Source organism: Achromobacter sp. DH1f, assembly GCF_000633435.1.
Lineage (GTDB): Bacteria > Pseudomonadota > Gammaproteobacteria > Burkholderiales > Burkholderiaceae_B > Achromobacter > Achromobacter deleyi.
The window spans coordinates 89,184-107,293 of sequence record NZ_AYMF01000010.1 but is presented as its reverse complement, the minus strand read 5'-3'; the positions used below and the strand labels follow the sequence as shown (position 1 = coordinate 107,293).

At 68.3% G+C, this 18,110-nt stretch carries 14 protein-coding genes and 1 tRNA gene; 9 read left to right on the top strand and 6 right to left on the bottom strand.

The window, feature by feature from the left end; translation table 11 throughout:
* Positions 1–62: 62 nt before the first annotated feature.
* From U858_RS0108295 to U858_RS0108280, 4 genes are all read right to left on the bottom strand, one after another.
* A complete protein-coding gene (locus U858_RS0108295; RefSeq protein WP_025136703.1) occupies positions 63–2,348 on the bottom strand; it encodes a hypothetical protein in 2,286 nt (761 codons plus the stop codon).
* Positions 2,349–2,370: 22 nt separating this feature from the next.
* Positions 2,371–2,442: transfer RNA gene (locus U858_RS0108290), tRNA-Trp, on the bottom strand.
* Positions 2,443–2,522: 80 nt separating this feature from the next.
* On the bottom strand, positions 2,523–4,046 hold the full coding sequence (locus U858_RS0108285) for a fumarate hydratase (RefSeq protein ID WP_025136702.1): 1,524 nt from the start codon (positions 4,044–4,046) through the stop codon (positions 2,523–2,525).
* Positions 4,047–4,122: 76 nt separating this feature from the next.
* Positions 4,123–4,890 (bottom strand): crotonase/enoyl-CoA hydratase family protein, encoded by a 768-nt coding sequence (locus tag U858_RS0108280; protein ID WP_025136701.1) that lies wholly within the window; start codon positions 4,888–4,890, stop codon positions 4,123–4,125.
* A 320-nt stretch (positions 4,891–5,210) separates the two neighbouring features.
* Between U858_RS0108280 and glyQ the strand changes: the two genes are divergently transcribed.
* The 8 genes from glyQ to def all read left to right on the top strand — a co-directional run bounded on the left by glyQ (position 5,211) and on the right by def (position 12,821).
* Positions 5,211–6,122 carry a glycine--tRNA ligase subunit alpha gene (gene glyQ, locus U858_RS0108275; protein ID WP_025136700.1) on the top strand — a complete coding sequence of 304 codons (912 nt, stop codon included), beginning with the start codon at positions 5,211–5,213 and terminating at the stop codon, positions 6,120–6,122.
* Positions 6,123–8,261, top strand: a complete 2,139-nt coding sequence (gene glyS, locus U858_RS0108270; protein ID WP_025136699.1) for a glycine--tRNA ligase subunit beta — start codon at positions 6,123–6,125, stop codon at positions 8,259–8,261.
* Complete coding sequence (gmhB, locus tag U858_RS0108265) at positions 8,258–8,797, top strand: D-glycero-beta-D-manno-heptose 1,7-bisphosphate 7-phosphatase (protein WP_025136698.1); 540 nt, start codon at positions 8,258–8,260, stop codon at positions 8,795–8,797. The genes glyS and gmhB overlap by 4 nt, the downstream gene beginning before the upstream one ends.
* Positions 8,797–9,525 carry a 1-acyl-sn-glycerol-3-phosphate acyltransferase gene (locus tag U858_RS0108260; protein WP_025136697.1) on the top strand — a complete coding sequence of 243 codons (729 nt, stop codon included), beginning with the start codon at positions 8,797–8,799 and terminating at the stop codon, positions 9,523–9,525. Before gmhB ends, U858_RS0108260 begins: the two co-directional genes overlap by 1 nt.
* Positions 9,512–10,570: a M48 family metallopeptidase gene (locus U858_RS33625; RefSeq protein ID WP_025136696.1), complete on the top strand. Its 1,059-nt coding sequence runs from the start codon at positions 9,512–9,514 to the stop codon at positions 10,568–10,570. Before U858_RS0108260 ends, U858_RS33625 begins: the two co-directional genes overlap by 14 nt.
* A 44-nt stretch (positions 10,571–10,614) precedes the next feature.
* Positions 10,615–11,757 carry a 2-aminoethylphosphonate--pyruvate transaminase gene (locus tag U858_RS0108250; protein ID WP_025136695.1) on the top strand — a complete coding sequence of 381 codons (1,143 nt, stop codon included), beginning with the start codon at positions 10,615–10,617 and terminating at the stop codon, positions 11,755–11,757.
* Between the two features lie 11 nt (positions 11,758–11,768).
* Positions 11,769–12,164, top strand: coding sequence for a lactoylglutathione lyase (gene gloA, locus U858_RS0108245; RefSeq protein WP_025136694.1), 396 nt, complete (start codon positions 11,769–11,771; stop codon positions 12,162–12,164).
* 123 nt (positions 12,165–12,287) lie between these two features.
* Positions 12,288–12,821 (top strand): peptide deformylase, encoded by a 534-nt coding sequence (def, locus tag U858_RS0108240; RefSeq protein ID WP_025136693.1) that lies wholly within the window; start codon positions 12,288–12,290, stop codon positions 12,819–12,821.
* On the opposite strand, the gene U858_RS0108235 is transcribed toward def, so the two are convergent.
* A complete protein-coding gene (locus U858_RS0108235; protein ID WP_025136692.1) occupies positions 12,809–15,172 on the bottom strand; it encodes an acyl-CoA dehydrogenase in 2,364 nt (787 codons plus the stop codon). The genes def and U858_RS0108235 overlap by 13 nt on opposite strands.
* A 149-nt stretch (positions 15,173–15,321) precedes the next feature.
* On the opposite strand from U858_RS0108235, the gene U858_RS0108230 reads away from it, so the two are divergent.
* Complete coding sequence (locus tag U858_RS0108230; RefSeq protein WP_025136691.1) at positions 15,322–16,551, top strand: nucleoside recognition domain-containing protein; 1,230 nt, start codon at positions 15,322–15,324, stop codon at positions 16,549–16,551.
* 45 nt (positions 16,552–16,596) lie between these two features.
* On the opposite strand, the gene pyk is transcribed toward U858_RS0108230, so the two are convergent.
* Positions 16,597–18,039 carry a pyruvate kinase gene (gene pyk / locus U858_RS0108225; protein WP_025136690.1) on the bottom strand — a complete coding sequence of 481 codons (1,443 nt, stop codon included), beginning with the start codon at positions 18,037–18,039 and terminating at the stop codon, positions 16,597–16,599.
* Positions 18,040–18,110 lie beyond the last annotated feature (71 nt).

The window sequence follows — 18,110 nt, the reverse complement described above, 5'->3', positions numbered from 1 at the left end:
GCGCCAGGCGAGGTCACCAGCGGTCGGCCAGGGTGCGGCCAGGGCAGCCGCCCCGGCCCAGTTCAGGCCGGCGCGTCCAGCATCCAGTGGCGCGTGGCGAACCAGCCGCGGAACACGCGTGCGCCCTGCTCGCCCGCTTCGTGCTGCGGCAGCGTGGCGCCGCGCGCCGCCTGCTGCAAACCGCGCATGACGGGACGGAACAGCGCCTGGAACGCCGCCCCCTGCGCCGCCAGGTGTGCCTGCATGGCGGCAATCGTCTCATCCCGCTCGGCCGGCGTGGCCAGCGACAGGAAGAACAGCGCCTGCCGCCAGGCCACGGCGGTATTGCGCAGCATGCGGATGCGCGCATGCCAGACATCGATCTTCATCTGCTGACGCGCGCAGAGCCACTCGAACGCGGCAAAGGCCAGTTGGCCGTGGCGTTCGCGCAAGGCCGGCCCCAAGCCGGCGCCGGTCACCAGCAACGCCAGGTTGTGGGTAGTCAGGATCTGCTGCTGTTCGATCACCATGCCGTTCGCGCCGACCTGCCCGAACCCCGGCGGCACACCGGCGCGCGCGGCGCACAGGCGGACAAAGGCCGCTTCGCCGCGCGTGGGCGCCAACGCCAGGATGGCGGGCACTTCCAGCGCGTAGTAACGGGCGTACAGGCTGCCGTCCAGCAAGGCCGCCGCGCATCGCGCGGCCTGGACAAACTGGGGGCCGAACTCGCCCATGAAGATATCGGCGGCCAACTCCTCGCCCCACGGCAGGTCGCGGCCGGCCCGTTCGCTCAAGGCGCGCAGCTCTTGCAGCAGCTTGTTGGGCAGCGCGGCGTGCGGGAACGCGGTCAAGGCCAGGCCGGCGATCTCGGTCAACGCGGCGCCGGCCGCGTCGGCATCCCGTTGCGCCGGCTGGCGCAAGCTTTCGACGGCAGCAATCCACGGCAGATCGCCAAGCGCCGCCTGGCGCGCCAGATTCAGCAGCAACAGGGACCGCCGACGCCGGAACGCGCGATAGGTCGCTTCATACAGCGCACGCAGCGTTGGATCGACAAAGCCCGCGCCTTGCTGCGCGGCGGTGACCTGCGGTGTCAAGGTGGCCAGGAATTCGCTCGAGCGGATCAAACCTCGTTCGACCAATTGCGCCAGCGTACCGGTCCGGCAGCGCAGCACCCGCCGCGCCACGGGCGCCGGCACGGCCAGGCGTGCCGGCAGACCCGCGCCGCGCGCCTCGGTCTCGGCCAGCGGCGCCAGCACGGGCGCCAGGTCCTGCACGCCGGCCTGTTCGGGGTAGTCCCGCAAGCGGGTGGCAACAACGCGTGCCGCCGCTTCAAAGCCCGGCGCGGCGACGTCGCCGCGCTGCCGGGCCCGCAGGGCCTGCACCGCCTGGCCGTCCGGCGCGCCGTGCGCCGCCACATAGTCCTGCAACAGGCGGCGCACCCGCCCCACCTGCCTGCCCGTCAAGGTTTCGGCGGCCCGGACGCATTGCGCCAGCAGGTCGAACAATTCACGCTTGTGCCGGTGCCGCCGCGACAGGCCGCCCAGCGCTCGCCCAGAGGCCGCCTGCGCCGCCTCGACCTCGCCCACCAGGGCCGCCGCGCGTTCGCTCCAGCCCTCGGGATAGCGCCGGCATGGCCAATCGTCCTGCACCGTTTCCAGAAACAGGGCCACCGCGCGGTCATGGCGCGGTAGCAGCTCGGTCACGGTCGTGCGCTGTGCTTGCAAGCGTGGTTGCGGCGCCAGCGCGGCCAGCACCCCGGCAACCTCGCCCGCGGTCCTGACATGCAGGTCCGCAGCGGCCGGCTCGTCGCCGGCCCAGGGCGCGGGATAGAAGCGCAGGCGGTCAAAGAACGGCGCCAGCTCCGCGACCAGGTCGCGCGCGGCTTGCGCCTGCCCTTGCCGCAGCAGCCAGGCCACGGTCAACAGCGCCGCTTCCTCGGGCAGGTCGACGCGGTAGTCGCCATCGGCCAGGCGCGCCTGCAACTGGGCAATGCCGGCCTCGCCAAGAAAATAGGTATTCAGATCGCGCCGCTCGTGGCCGGTGCGGATGCCCGGCGTGCGGGCGGCCAGCTCGCGCTCGAAGTCCGCCAGCGGTCCGCCCGCCAGCAATTGGCCGGTGGCGAATCCGCCCGTGACGACTTCCAGCGTGACCCAGTCGGGAATGCCGGCCAGCGGCGTGCGCGACCCGTAGTCGACCGTGCCGGCCAGCGCCTGTTCCAGCACCTGCCGCCAACGCAGCACGCGCTCGGCGGCGCGCTCGCGCACGTCGGGATCGGCGTGGGTCTCGTGGGTGAGGAAGGCCTTGGCGAGCATGGCAGCCGCGTAACCGCTGCCGATCGCGCCCGCCTCTGGCGCGTCGTCGTGAGGCATCGAGCACCTGAGTGAAAGAGGGATCCGGGAGCTGGAGTCGAACCAGCGCCTATCCAGAGTGGAGCCGGATGTTCTACCGCTGAACTATCCCGGAATTGGAGGCAGTATAAACACAGCCCTGCCGCGAAAAAAATCGGCCGCTACAAGAGCGGCCGACTTCGATGCAGACGAGGCTTACGCCACCGCGACCGGGATCTTGCCGATCTTGGCCTGCCATTCCTTCGGGCCGGTCGTGTGGACCGAGGTGCCCTGGGCGTCAACCGCCACGGTCACCGGCATGTCCTTCACGTCGAATTCGTAGATGGCTTCCATGCCCAGGTCGGCAAAGCCCAGCACCTTGGCGCCGCGAATGGCCTTGGACACCAGGTACGCCGCGCCACCCACGGCCATCAGGTAGGCCGAACCGTGCTTCTTGATCGCCTCGATGGCGACGGGACCGCGTTCGGACTTGCCGATCATGGAGATCAGGCCGGTCTTCTCCAGCATCATGTCGGTGAACTTGTCCATGCGCGTCGCGGTGGTCGGGCCAGCGGGACCCACCACTTCGTCGCCCACCGGATCCACCGGACCCACGTAATAGATGACGCGGTTGGTGAAATCCACCGGCAGGGGCTCGCCCTTGGCCAGCATGTCCTGGATGCGCTTGTGCGCGGCATCGCGGCCGGTCAGCATCTTGCCCGACAGCAGCAGGGTCTGGCCCGGCTTCCAGCTGGCGACTTCTTCGCGCGTCAGCGTGTTCAGGTCGACCTGCCTGGACTTGTTGTAGTCGGGCGCCCAGTGCACTTCGGGCCATTCCGACAGCGACGGCGGGTCCAGGCGGGCCGGGCCCGAGCCGTCCAGCTCGAAGTGCGCGTGGCGGGTGGCTGCACAGTTCGGGATCATGGCGACGGGCTTGGAGGCCGCGTGCGTCGGGAAGGTGCTGATCTTGACGTCGAGCACGGTGGTCAGGCCGCCCAGGCCCTGCGCGCCGATACCCAGCGCGTTGACCTTTTCGTACAGCTCGATGCGCAGCTCTTCCAGCTTGTTCTGCGGGCCGCGGGCCAGCAGCTCGTACATGTCGATGTCTTCCATCAGCGACTGCTTGGCCATCAGCATGGCCTTTTCAGCGGTACCGCCGACGCCGATGCCCAGCATGCCCGGCGGGCACCAGCCGGCGCCCATGGTCGGGACCGTCTTGAGCACCCAGTCCACCAGCGAGTCGCTGGGGTTGAGCATGGCGAACTTGGACTTGTTTTCCGAACCGCCGCCCTTCGAAGCCAGCTGCACGTCGACCTTGTCACCCGGGACAAGTTCGACGTGCAGGATACAGGGCGTGTTGTCGCGGGTGTTCTTGCGGGCGAACAGCGGATCGTCCAGCACGGAGGCGCGCAGCGGATTGTCCGGGTTCAGGTAGCCGCGGCGCACGCCTTCGTCGCACAGTTCCTGCAGCGTGCGCTTGGTGTCGAAGCGCACTTCCATGCCGACCTTCAGGAACACGTTGACGATGCCGGTGTCCTGGCACAGCGGACGCTTGCCCTCGGCGCACATGCGCGAGTTGGTCAGGATCTGCGCCATCGCATCGCGCGCGGCCGGGCTTTCCTCGCGCTCGTAGGCGCGGGCCAGGTGGCGGATGTAGTCGACGGGATGGTAGTAGCTGATGAACTGGATGCCATCAGCGATAGACTGGATGAAGTCTTCTTCTTTGATGAGGACGGACATGGCGATATGCGGGTTACGAAGGGAACGTGAAAACGCGGCCGGCTAGCCGGCCGCGCGCGATGGGGTGCAGCTTATTTTATTTTGCCTGCCAGACGGGCTTTCTTTTTTCAGCGAAAGCCGTGGCGCCTTCTTTCGCATCGGCCGACGCGAAAATATGGGCGATCAGCGGCCGCTGGCGGTTGAACATGTCGTCCTGATTCCAGTCGCCCGACTGCGCCACGATGCTCTTGGCAGTCTGCACCGACAGCGGGCCGTTCTCGACGATGGCGCGCGCCAGTTCCAGCGCGCCGGCCAGGGCGCCGCCGGGTTCGGTCAGGCGGTTGACCAGGCCAAAGCTGTAGGCGCGCTCGGCGCTCAGCATGTCGCCCGTCAGGATCACTTCCATGGCGATGTGGTACGGCAGGCGGCGCGGCAGGCGCAGCATGCCGCCGGCGCCGGCCACCAGGCCGCGCTTGACCTCGGGCAGGCCGAACTTGGCGTTGCTGGCGGCCACGATCAGGTCGGATGCCAGGGCCATTTCGCAGCCACCGGCCAGGGCATAGCCTTCGACCGCGGCGATCAGGGGCTTCTTGGGCGGCGCTTCGTTCAGGCCGGCGAAACCGCGGCCTTCCACATAGGGGCGCTGGCCCGACTTGGCAAAGGCCTTCAGGTCCATGCCCGACGAGAACGTGCCGCCCGCGCCCGTCAGGATGCCGATGCGCACGTCGTCGCGGCTGTCCAGCTGGTCCAGCGCGGCGGCCATGGCCTGCGCGGTTTCCAGGTTGATGGCGTTCTTGGCTTCGGGGCGATTGATCGTGATGATCTGGATGCCGTCGGCGACTTCCACCGAGATCAGGTCAGACATGCGGATGCTCCTTCCGGGGTGTTGGTGTGATGCGTTGGTTTTATATAAGACTGCGCGTCAACCTGGAATGATACGACCAATGGTTGGCCGCCGCAGGCGCGGGGCCGGCCGGTGTCCGCCAGGAGCACGCCGGCCGGACGGCCCCTGCCATCCGTCCCCGGCGGGACGATCGGCGGCCATGGCACGCCAGGAAATATGTAACGGCAGGGATATCGCCCCATTTCCGGGGGCCGGCCCCCGCCCTGCCCCGGGCCAGTTAAAATGCCCGGTTTCCCACGCCCACGGCAGACGTCGCCCGGCGACCGAATTCCAAGAATCCTATGCTCACCTTTCAGCAAATCATCCTTACGCTCCAGGAATACTGGGACAAGCAGGGTTGCGCCCTGCTGCAGCCCTACGACATGGAAGTCGGCGCCGGCACCTCGCACACGGCCACATTCCTGCGGGCTATCGGGCCGGAACCCTGGCGCGCCGCCTACGTGCAGCCCTCGCGCCGTCCCAAGGATGGCCGCTACGGCGAAAACCCCAACCGCCTGCAACACTATTACCAGTACCAGGTGGTGCTGAAACCCGCGCCCCCGGAAATCCTGGACCTGTACATCGGTTCGCTCAAGGCGCTGGGCATCGACCCCACGCAGCACGACATCCGCTTCGTCGAAGACGACTGGGAAAACCCCACCCTGGGCGCCTGGGGCCTGGGCTGGGAAGTCTGGCTCAACGGCATGGAAGTCACCCAGTTCACCTATTTCCAGCAAGTGGGCGGCCTGGACTGCACCCCGACCACCGGTGAAATCACGTACGGCCTGGAACGCCTGGCCATGTACCTGCAGGACGTGCAAAGCGTGTACGACCTGGTCTGGACCGAAGGCGCCAACGGCAACCGCGTGCTGTATCGCGACGTCTTCCACCAGAACGAGGTCGAGCAATCCACCTATAACTTCGAGCACTCGTCGGCCGAAATGCTGTTCTCGCATTTCAACGACTACGAAGCCGAAGCCAAGCGCCTGATGGACGTGCCCCTGGCGCTGCCCGCCTACGAGGCCGCGCTCAAGGCCGCGCACACCTTCAACATGCTGGACGCGCGCGGCGCGATCAGCGTGACCGAACGCGCCGCCTATATCGGCCGCATCCGCAACCTGTCGCGCGCCGTCGCGCAGGCCTACTACGATTCCCGCGAACGACTGGGCTTTCCCATGCTGGGCCGCGACAAGGCCGCCGGGGAGGCTGCATAAATGACGACGAACATCCGCCCGCTGCTGGTCGAACTGCTGACCGAAGAACTCCCGCCCAAGGCCCTGCAGAAGCTGGGCCAGGCCTTTGCCGAAGGCGTGCGCGCCACGCTGCAGCGCCACGGCCTGTTGGCCGACGGCTGCGCCGTGCAGGCGTTTTCCACGCCGCGCCGCCTGGCCGTGCACCTGTCGGCCGTGCTGGCCCAGGCGCCTGACCAGGCCTACGCCGAAAAGCTGATGCCCGTGAAGATCGGCCTGACCGAAGACGGCAAGGCTACCCCGGCGCTGCAGAAGAAGCTGGCCGCCAAGGGCCTGGACAACATCGACCTGGCCACCCTGGAACGCGAATCCGACGGCAAGCAGGACTACCTGGTTGCCCGCGGCACCGCCCCCGGCGCGCAGTTGGCCGCCGGCCTGCAGGAAGGCATCGACGCGGCCATCGACGGCCTGCCGATCCCCAAGGTCATGCGCTACCAATTGGCCGACGGCGTCACCACCGTCAAGTTCGTGCGCCCGGCGCACGGCCTGGTCGCCCTGTTCGGCGCCGACGTCGTGCCCGTCACCGCGCTGGGCCTGACCGCCGGCCGCGACACCCTTGGCCACCGCTTCATGAGCAGCGGCGCCGTGTCCTTCGCCGATGCCGACGCCTACGCCGCCACCCTGGCCGACAAGGGCCATGTGGTGGCCTCGTTCGAAGGCCGCCGCGATGAAATCCAGCGCCAGCTGCTCGACCACGCCGGCCGCCTGTCGGCCACGCTGGGCGACGACCCGGAAGTGGCCGCGCTGCTCGACGAAGTCACCGCCCTGGTCGAACATCCCACCGTCTACGTGGGCCAGTTCGAAGAGCAGTTCCTGCAAGTGCCGCAGGAATGCCTGATCCTGACCATGCGGTTGAACCAGAAATACTTCCCGCTGTTCGACCCGGCCACCGGCCGCCTGACGCACCGCTTCCTGATCGTGAGCAACATGCACACGGACAACCCGGTGAACATCGTCGAAGGCAACCAGCGCGTGGTGCGCCCGCGCCTGGCCGACGCCCAGTTCTTCTTCGAAACCGACCGCAAGACGCCGCTGGCCGCGCGCGTCGAGCAACTGGGTTCGATCGTCTACCACAACAAGCTGGGCACCCAGCTTGAACGCGTCGAACGCGTGCGCGCCATCGCCCGCGACGTGGCCGGCAAGCTGGGCAGCGACGTCACCGCCGCCGACCGCGCCGCGCTGCTGGCCAAGGCCGACCTGGGTTCGAACATGGTGGGCGAATTCCCCGAGCTGCAAGGCATCATGGGCGCCTACTACGCTGCCGGCGACGGCGAGCCGGACAGCGTCGTGCAGGCCCTGCGCAACCAGTACCGCAACCGCTACGACGCCCCCGTCACGCAAGACGGCCTGACCGCCGCCGCGCTGTTCATCGCCGAGCGCGCCGAAACCCTGGTCGGCATCTGGGCCATCGGCCTGGCGCCCACCGGCGAACGCGATCCCTTCGGCCTGCGCCGCGCCGCGCTGGGCCTGATCAGCGCGTTCGAGCAACTGGCCGCGGGCGGCTGGCTCAAGCTCAACCAGGACGGCCCGCTGTCGCTGGACGGCCTGCTGGCCGCCACGGCCGCCACCTTCCCGGCAGGCAAGATCCCCGCCGAAACGCTGGCTGAAGTGCGCACCTTCATCTACGAGCGCTACCGCAACCAGCTCATCAACGACCACGACCGCAACGCGGTCGAGGCCGTCATCGCCCTGACGCCGCCGCTGCACCAGGTGGCCGAGCGCGTACGCGCCGCCGCCGCCTTCGCGCAGTTGCCCGAAGCCGCCAGCCTGGCCGCCGCCAACAAGCGCATCGGCAACCTGCTCAAGAAGGCCGAAGGCGAGATCGGCGCGGTCAACGATGCCGCCCTGGTCGAACCCGCCGAAAAAGCCCTGGCCGCCGCGATTGCCGCGCTGCGCCCGCAGGCCGAGGCGCAACGGGCGGCCGGCGACTTCGCCGCCAACCTGCGCACCCTGGCCCAGGCCCGCGAACCCGTCGACGCCTTCTTCGCCGACATCATGGTCATGGCCGACGACCCCGCCGTGCGCGCCAACCGGCTGGCGCTGCTGGGCCAGTTGCACACCCTGATGAACCAGGTCGCTGACATTTCCAGGCTGGCACAGTGAAACTCATCATCCTCGACCGCGACGGCGTCATCAACCAGGACAGCGACGCATTCGTCAAGAACCCCGACGAATGGATCGCCCTGCCCGGCAGCCTGCAGGCCATCGCGCGCCTGACCCAGGCGGACTGGACCGTGGTCGTCGCCACCAACCAGTCGGGCCTGGCCCGCGGCCTGTTCGACATGGACACGCTCACCGCCATCCACACCAAGATGCGGCGCGAGCTGGCCGCGGCCGGCGGCAGCGTCGATGCCGTCTTCATGTGCCCGCATGGCCCGGACGACAACTGCACCTGCCGCAAGCCGCGCCCCGGCATGTTCGAGCAGATCGGCCACCGCTACGACGTCGACCTGGCCGGCGTGCCGGCCGTGGGCGATTCGCTGCGCGACCTGCAGGCCTCCAGCGCGGCGGGCTGCTCGCCGTGGCTGGTGCTGACCGGCAACGGCAAGAAGACGCTGGCCAAAGGCGGCCTGCCCGACAATACGCGGGTCTGCGACGACCTGTCGGCCGTGGCCGACGCCCTGCTCCAGGACAACTGATGGCCCGGCTGCGCTCGTTCCTGTATTTCCTGTTCCTGGCCATCACGGTCATCCCCTACGCCTTCGCCTGCATCCTGTGGGCGCCGCTGCCGCTGCACCTGCGCTACAAGCTCACCGTCGGCTGGCCGCGCCTGGCCATCTGGGGCGCCAAGGTGTTCTGCGGCATCCGCTGGCAGGTCAAGGGCTGGGAAAACCTGCCCGACGGCCCCGCCGTGCTGCTGTCCAAGCACCAGTCGGCCTGGGAAACCCTGTTCTTCCCGGCCTACATGCCGCGCGAAGTCTGCTTCGTCTACAAGAAAGAACTGCACATGGTGCCGTTCTTCGGCTGGGGCCTGGCGCTGCTGCGCATGATCGCCATCGACCGCTCCAAGGGCCGCGACGCCTTCGACCAGGTGGTCAAGCAGGGACAGACCCGGCTGGACGAAGGCCGCTGGCCGCTGCTGTTTCCCGAAGGCACCCGCGTGCCGCCGGGCAAGACCGCGCGTTTCAAGATGGGCGGCGCCCTGCTGGCCTCGCGCACCGGCGCGGTCGTCATCCCGGTCGCGCACAATGCCGGCGAATGCTGGCGGCGCAACGCCTTCGTCAAATATCCGGGCCTGGTTACGCTATCCATCGGTCCCGCGATAGAATCCAAGGGAATCTCCCCCGAAGAACTGAACCAGAAAGTGCAAGACTGGATCGAAGGGGAAATGCGGCGTCTTAACCCTGAAAGGTATGGCCAGCACTGATCAGCTCGAACTTCTGTTCGACGTGCACGACCACGACGCGCCCTCGGGCGCGTCGTCGCTGAACGCGCGCCCCCCGGCTCGGCCCTCTGTCCCACGCGCTGCCCCGCCTGACGTCCACCCGCAGTCTGCGCTGCTGTTTCCCGCGGCGGCGCCTGTCGCGCCCCCTGCTGTTACGCCCCCTGCTGTTACGCCCCCTGCGGCCGCGCCATCCGCCCCCAAGCCTGCCGGCGAGCCGCTGCTGACGCTGTCGCCCAACGCCGCCTCGCGCGTGCCCACGCCCTGCCCCGATCCCATGCCGCCCGGCGCCCGCTGGCGCGAGGTCGACACCGACCCGCAGCCCATCGGCTTCGTGCTGCTGCGCTCGCGTCGCCGCAGCATCGGCTTTGTCATCACCGACGACGGCCTGCGCGTCACGGCGCCCAACTGGGTCACGCTGGCGCAGATCGACGACGCCGTCCGCGAAAAAGCCCGCTGGATCGTCGCCAAGCTGCGCGAATGGCACACCCGCAAGCAGCAGCTGGCCATGGCGCACACGCGTTGGCAGGCGGGCGGCGAACTGCCTTACCTGGGCAAGCGCATCGTGCTGGGCGTGGGGGGCGACAGCCGCCAGACCTTCCTGTCCGGCAATGCCGATGCCCCTGCCGATGGCGACACGCTGTGGCTGGCCCTGCCCGCCACGGCCGACCAGGGCCGCATCCGCGACGCCGCGCAGGCCTGGCTGCAGCAGCGGGCCGGCGCCTGGTTCGGCGCGCGGCTGGCGCACTTCCTGCAGATCAGCGGCCTGAAGATCAGCCGCTGGCGCCTGTCGTCGGCAGCCACGCGCTGGGGCTCGTGCACCAGCGACGGCAACATCATGCTGAACTGGCGCCTGGTCCACTTTGCACCGGCCATCATCGATTACGTGATCGCGCACGAGCTTGCCCACTTGCGCGAAATGAACCACAGCCAGGACTTCTGGCGCGAAGTGGGCCAGATCCTGCCCGACTTCGAAGAAGCCAAGAACGTGCTGCGGCGCCACGATCCCGCCTCGCTCCCCCAATTCTAGGACTGGCGCGAGGCGACTTTGCGACCCCCTCGGAGACACCAAAAATGCTGCTGCTGATTCCCGGCCCGGTCACGACCGATGCCCGGGTGAAGGCCGCCATGGCGCAGGATTACGCGCCCTGGGACAACGAATTCCGTGCGCTGTACCGCCAGGTCTGCGCGGGCGTGCTGCGCGTGGCCCAGGCCGACGCCGCCCACCACGAAGCGCTGGCGCTGCCCGGCTGCGGCCATTTCGCGGTGGAAGCCGCGATCCGCACCTTCGTGCCCGCGGGCGGGCGCCTGCTGGCGCCGTCCACCGGCGCCTACGCCAGCCGCCTGCAGAAGCTGGCGGCCGACGCCGGCCGCGTCGCCGTGCCGCTGGCCGTGGGCACCCGCGAACGCGTCGATCCGCAAGCCGTGGCGCGGGCGCTCGAGCAAGACCCCACGCTGACCCATGTGGCGCTGGTCTACAGCGAAACCGGCAGCGGCATCTGCCACGACGTGCCCGAACTGGCCCGGGTGGCCCACGCCCTGGGCCGCCGCGTCATCGTCGACGCCGTGTCGGCCTTCGGCGCGCTGCCGCTGGACCTGGCTGCCCTGCCGGCCATCGATGCCGTCGTGCTGACCGCAAACAAATGCCTGGAAGGCCTGCCCGGCGCCGCCTTCGTCGTGGCCCGCCGCGACCGCCTGCAAGCCGCCCAAGGCAATGCCGGCAGCTGGTCGCTGGACCTGGCCGACATCTACCAGCACACGCTGGCGCCCAACGCCGGCCCGCGCTTCACGCCGCCCGCCCCGACGCTGGCGGCGCTGGCCGTGGCGCTGGACCTGTATCATCAGGAAGGCCGCGAGGCCCGCCTGGCGCGCTACACCGCCAACATGCGCACGCTGTACGACGGCGTGGCCGGCCTGGGCCTCACGCCCTACCTGACGCCCGACCTGCAAGGCCCCATCGTCGTCAACGTGCATGCGCCCGACGCGCCGACCTGGAATCTGCAGCTGTTCGTCGACGCGCTCAAGCAACGCGGTTTCGTGCTCAGCAATTTCACCAACACCGAACAACCCACCTTCCGGGTCGGCTGCATCGGCGCCTTCGGGCCCGACCAGATGCGGCTTGCGGTCGACGCCATGGGCGGCGCGCTGCAAGACCTGGGAATTTCCAGGGACCATGCCGGGCACGCCCGGTTCGTCCCCCAACCCCTCACCGCTTAAGGAATTTCTCCATGCGTATGCTCCACACCATGCTGCGAGTCGGCAACCTCGACAAGTCCATCGATTTCTATACCAACGTGCTCGGCATGCGCGTCCTGCGCCGCAACGACTACCCCGACGGCAAGTTCACCCTGGCCTTCGTGGGCTACCAGGACGAATCCGAAGGCGCCGTCATCGAGCTGACCCACAACTGGGACACCGACAAGTACGACCTGGGCACCGGCTACGGCCACATCGCCCTGGAAGTCGACAACGCCTACGAAGCCTGTGACAAGGTCAAGGCGCGCGGCGGCAAGGTCACCCGCGAAGCCGGCCCGATGAAGCACGGCACCACCGTGATCGCGTTCGTCGAAGATCCGGACGGCTACAAGATCGAGTTCATCCAGAAGAAGGGTCGGGTAGATTAAGGGCCCCCACGCCGCGCCCGCTCCGCAGGCTTGCTGCCCCCCGAGGGGGCGCTTTCCCCTTGGGGCGGCCCGGCGGGGAAAGAATCCTTCTGCTAGATTGATCGTTCTTTCTTGACCGTCATCATGATCCACACCATCCTCAAAATGGGCGATCCCCGGCTGCTGCGCGTCGCGCCGCCGGTCGAGCGCTTCGATACCCCCGAGCTGCACGCCCTGATCGCAGACATGTTCGAGACCATGGCGGCGGCGCAGGGCGTCGGCCTGGCCGCGCCGCAGATCGGCGTGGACCTGCAATTGGTCATCTTCGGTTTTGACCGCAACGAGCGCTATCCCGACGCGCCCGCGGTGCCGCAGACGATCCTGTGCAATCCCGTCATCACGCCGCTCTCGGACGAAATGGAAGACGGCTGGGAAGGCTGCCTGTCGGTGCCGGGCCTGCGCGGCACGGTGCCGCGCTACCGCCACATCCGCTACACCGGCAAGGACCCCTACGGCCGCGACATCGAGCGCGAGGCCGAAGGCTTCCATGCCCGGGTGGTGCAGCACGAATGCGACCACCTGATCGGCCGGCTGTACCCATCCCGGATCCAGGATTTCACGAAGTTCGGCTTCACTGAAATCCTGTTCCCGGGCATGGACCCGAATCAGGACGACTGATCGGCGGGCGGTGTCGGCGCGGGCTTGACGTCCGTGCCGGCATCGGCCTTGGCCGCGGGCTCGTGTGCCGGCGCGGCTGAGGCCTTGGCCGCAGGCTCGCGGCCCGGCGTGGCTTCGGCCTCTGCCGCCTGCGGCGACAGGTCGCTCGGCGCGAAGTCATCCACTTGCAGCACCCGCGACACGATCGCCTCGGCCTCTTCCAGCTGCGCCGCCTGCGATGCCGAGATCGCGCCATGGCGATGCGCCTCGCGCCAGTCGCGCACGCCCGACTGCTTGAGCCGGTCGCGGATGGGCTGCACCGCATCCACCACCGCAAAGGCGCGTGTCAGCAGCGCCAGCGGATCATCGTCTTGCGCACTGCCGGCCGCCGCCCGTTGCAGATCGGCCGCCAACCGCACGTGCGTGGGCGACGGCTTGAGCAGCAGTTCGGCGCATTCGCGGGTCAGTGCATCGTCCGGCCCCTTGGCCAACCGCAGCGGCAGGATGGCGGCCCGCAAGCCCCAGGCCATCACCCGGCCGGGCAGGTTCGACAGCACCTGGTCCATGCGTTTTTCGATTTCCGCGTAGCCTTGCTGCAGGCACCAATGCACCAGCGGCAGGTCGTCGTGCTTGCGGCCTTCGTCCTCCCAGCGCTTGAGCACCGCCGACAGCAGGTACAGCTCGGACAGAATGTCGCCCAGCCGCGCCGAGATCATCTCGCGACGCTTCAGCCCGCCGCCCAGCTGGGCCAGCGTGGCATCTGCCAGCAGCGCGAAGCCGGACGCATAGCGCCCCAGCCGGCGATAGTGCCGGGCGGTGGGTCCGGACACCGGCGACGGCGCCAGGACGCCGCCTGTCCAGGCACGGCCAATGGCACGCAACGCATTCATGCCGGTATGCCGCAAGTGACGCCAGAACACGTCATGGAAGACCTCCATGCCGCGCTCTTCGTCGGGGTTGCCCAGCGCCAGCATTTCCGGCATCAGGTACGGATGCGCGCGAATGGCGCCCTGACCGAAGATGATCAGGTTGCGGGTCAGGATGTTGGCGCCTTCCACCGTGATGGCGATGGGCACCGCACGGTACAGCGCGCCGAGGTAGTTGCTGGGCCCGTCGATGACCGCCCGGCCGGCATGCACGTCCATGGCGTCGTTGACCGACACCCGCATGCGCTCGGTGGCGTGGTACTTCATGATGCCCGACACCACCGCCGGCTTCACCCCCTGGTTCAGCGCCGCGCAGGTCAGCCGGCGGGCGGCCTCCACCAGGTAGGCATTGCCCGCCAGGCTGGCCAGCCTTTCCTGCACGCCTTCGAACTTGCCCACCGGGATGCCGAATTGCTCACGCACCCGCGCATACATGCCGGTGGCGTGCGCGCTCATGACGCAGGCGGCGGCCGACAGCGACGGCAGCGAAATGCCGCGCCCCGCAGCCAGCGCGCTCATCAGCATCTGCCAGCCATGGCCGGCGCGTTCGGCCCCGCCGATCAGGGCGTCCAGCGGCACGAACACGTCGTGGCCGCGGTTGGGGCCGTTCTGGAACACCTGCATGGCCGGCAGGTGGCGGCGGCCGATCTCGACGCCGGGCGCGTCGGTGGGCACCAGCGCCACCGAAATGCCGATGTCGCGCGCGCCGCCCAGGATGCCATCGGGGTCCGACATCTTGAATGCCAGCCCCAGCACCGTGGCCACCGGCCCCAGCGTGATGTAGCGCTTGTGCCAGTTCAGCCGCACGCCGATCAGTTCACGGCCATCGACCACCTGGCGGCAGACGATGCCGGTATCGACCATGGACGCAGCGTCTGACCCCGCTTCGGGGCTGGTCAGCCCGAAGCACGGCACCTCGCGGCCATCGGCCAGGCGAGGCAGCCAATAGTCACGCTGGGCAGGGGTGCCGAACTGCAGCAGCAGCTCGCCCGGCCCCAGTGAATTGGGCACCATGACGGTGACCCCGGTGGTGATGGAATAGGCGGAAATGCGCCGCACCACTTCGGAATGCGCGTAAGGCGAAAAGCCCAGCCCGCCGTAGCGCTTGGGGATGATCATGCCGAAAAAGCGCTGCGCCTTCAGAAAGGCCCAGACCTCGGGCGGCAGGTCGCGCCGGTGCCAGGTGATGTCCCATTCGTCCAGCATGGCGCACAGCTGCGCCACGGGGCCGTCGATGAAGCGTTGTTCGTCGGGCGTCAGGGTGGCCGCAGGCACGTCGAGCAGCTTGCGCCAGTCGGGGTTGCCCGTGAACAGGTCGGCGTCCCACCAGGTGTCGCCGGCCTCGATGGCTTCGCGTTCGGTGGGCGACAACGGCGGCATGGCCTTGCGGGCCCAACGGTAAGCGGGTTCGGAGATGCGGCGCCGGCGCCATGCGTTCAAATCCATGTGCTCCCCTTCTTGTTCGATGCCACTGGGCGTATCAGGCCAAAGTACCAGAATTGGCCCGCCGGGGCCAAGCTGGACAGGGCTGACTCTGCGACAATGGGCCTCCCCTTTGCGGGAACGCAATCAACCGCTATCCAGGCACACGCCGCATGCTGAACAAACTCTGGCTGGGCTTTTTCCTGACGGCCACCGCTGCCGCCCTGTACCGCTGGCTGGCCATCGGCGACCCCGACGTCTTTCGCGCCATGGTCGCCAGCCTGTTCGACATGGCGCGGGTCTCGGTCGAAGTCATGGTGCTGCTGTTCGGCACGCTCACGCTGTGGCTGGGCTTTCTGCGCATCGCCGAACGCGCGGGCCTGGTCGAAAAGCTGGCGTGGCTGCTGGGGCCGCTGTTTGCCCGGCTGATGCCGGAGGTGCCGCGCAACCATCCCGCCATCGGCCTCATCACCCTGAATTTCGCCGCCAACGGCCTGGGCCTGGACAACGCCGCCACGCCCATCGGCCTGCGCGCCATGCGCGAGCTGCAAGCGCTCAACCCCAAGCCCGACACCGCCAGCAACGCGCAGATCCTGTTCCTGGTGCTCAATGCGTCGTCCTTGACGCTGCTGCCGGTGACCCTGTTCATGTTCCGCGCCCAGCAGGGCGCGCCCGACCCCACCCTGGTATTCCTGCCGATCCTGCTGGCCACCAGCGCATCCACGCTGGCCGGCTTCCTGGCGGTGGCGGCCTGCCAGCGCCTGCGGCTGGCCGATCCGGTCATCCTGCTGTGGCTGGGCGGCGTGGCGCTGGTGCTGGGCGGGTTCATGGCGCTATTGGCCAGCATGTCGGCCACCGCCATCGCCGCGCTGTCGTCGCTGATGGGCAACCTGGCCCTGTTCGGCATCCTGCTCGCCTTCCTGGTCGTGGGCGCCTGGAAAAAGGTGCCGGTCTACGAGGCCTTCATCGAAGGCGCCAAGGAAGGCTTCGACATCGCCAAGAGCCTGTTGCCGTACCTGGTGGCCATGCTGTGCGCGGTGGGCGTGCTGCGGGCATCCGGCGCGCTGGACTTCCTGCTCGATGGCATCCGCTGGCTTGCCGCCCATGCCGGCTGGGACACGCGTTTCGTCGACGCGCTGCCCACTGCATTGGTCAAGCCGTTCTCGGGCAGCGCCGCCCGCGCCATGATGCTCGAAACCATGACGCATTTCGGCGTGGACAGCTTCCCGGCGCTGCTGGCGGCGGTGGTGCAAGGCAGCACCGAAACCACCTTCTATGTGCTGGCCGTGTACTTCGGTTCGGTCGGCATCCTGCGCGCGCGCCATGCGGTCGGCTGCGCGCTGATCGCCGACCTGGCCGGCGTGCTCGCGGCCATCGGCGTGTGCTACTGGTTCTTCGGCTGAACGCCAGCGGCGCCGGTCCTGGTACGGGCCGACGCCGCCGCCCGTTCAATCGACCAGCAGGATCTTCATGCCATTGGTGCCGCCGCTGTCGCGGTAGAAATCGCCCTTGGTCAGGATGACCCAGTCGCCTTCCTTCACCAGGTTGCGCTTTTTCAGTTCGTCGATGGCGGCGTTGCTCAGGTCGGCCGGCTCGTAGTCGGACGGCGCGAACGGAATGGTGTAGACGCCGCGGAACATGGTGACGCGATTCTGCGTGACGCTGTGCGGGCTGTAGCAATAGATCGGCACGCCGGAACGGATGCGCGACATGATCAACGGCGTGTGGCCGCTTTCGGTCAGCGCGATGATCGCCTTCACGCCCGGAAAGTGGTTGGCCGCATACATGGCCGCCAGCGCAATGGTTTCGTCGCAGCGCGTGAAGGTTTCGCCCAGACGGTGGTGCGACTGCGTGCTGGTGGGATGCTTTTCGGCGCCCAGGCACACCCGCGCCATGGCCTGCACGGTTTCGACCGGGTACTGGCCCGACGCGCTTTCGGCCGACAGCATCACGGCATCGGTGTAGTCCAGCACCGCATTGGCCACGTCCGACACTTCGGCGCGCGTGGGGATGGGGCTGGAAATCATGGACTCCATCATCTGGGTCGCGGTGATCACCACCTTGTTCAGCGTCCGCGCGTGCTGGATGATGCGCTTCTGGATGCCGACGAGCTCGGCGTCGCCCACTTCCACGCCCAGGTCGCCGCGCGCCACCATCACGCCGTCGCTGGCGCGGATCAGCGCGTCCAGCGCCTCGTCGTCGGCCACGGCTTCGGCGCGTTCGATCTTGGCAATGATCCACGCGTCGCTGCCCGCCGCGCGCAGCAGTTCGCGCGCCTCGTCGATGTCGCTGCCATAACGCGGGAACGACACCGCCACGAAGTCCAGCTGCATCTCGGCGGCCAGCTTGATGTCAACGCGATCCTTGTCGGTCAGGCTGGGCGCAGACAGGCCGCCGCCGCGCCGGTTGATGCCCTTGTTGTTGGACAGCGGGCCGCCCACGGTGACAGTGGTGTGGACCTCGTCGCCTTCGACCCGGTCCACCACCAGCACCACGCGGCCGTCATCGAGCAGCAGCTCGTCGCCCACGCGGCAATCCTGCACCAGTTCTGGGTAGTCGATGCCCACGATGCTGGCCGTGCCGGCATCTTTCGGATGCACGCGCGACAGCGTGAACGGCTGGCCCACCTGCAGATGCACCAGCTTGTCGGTGAAACGCGCGATGCGAATCTTGGGGCCTTGCAGATCGCCCATGACGGCAACGAAGCGGCCTTGCCGCGCGGCGGTCTCGCGCACCAGGCGGGCGCGTTCTCGGTGATCGTCGGCACTGCCGTGCGAGAAGTTCAGCCGTGCCACATCCAGGCCCGCCTTGATCATGGCGTCGATGCGTTCGGGCGTCGACGTCGACGGGCCCAGGGTGGCGACAATTTTGGTGCGGCGCAATACAGGCATGGCGATCCACTCTCACATGAACAACGAAAGCGTTATGGTACGCCGGCCGCGGATGCACGGGTATCATGGTC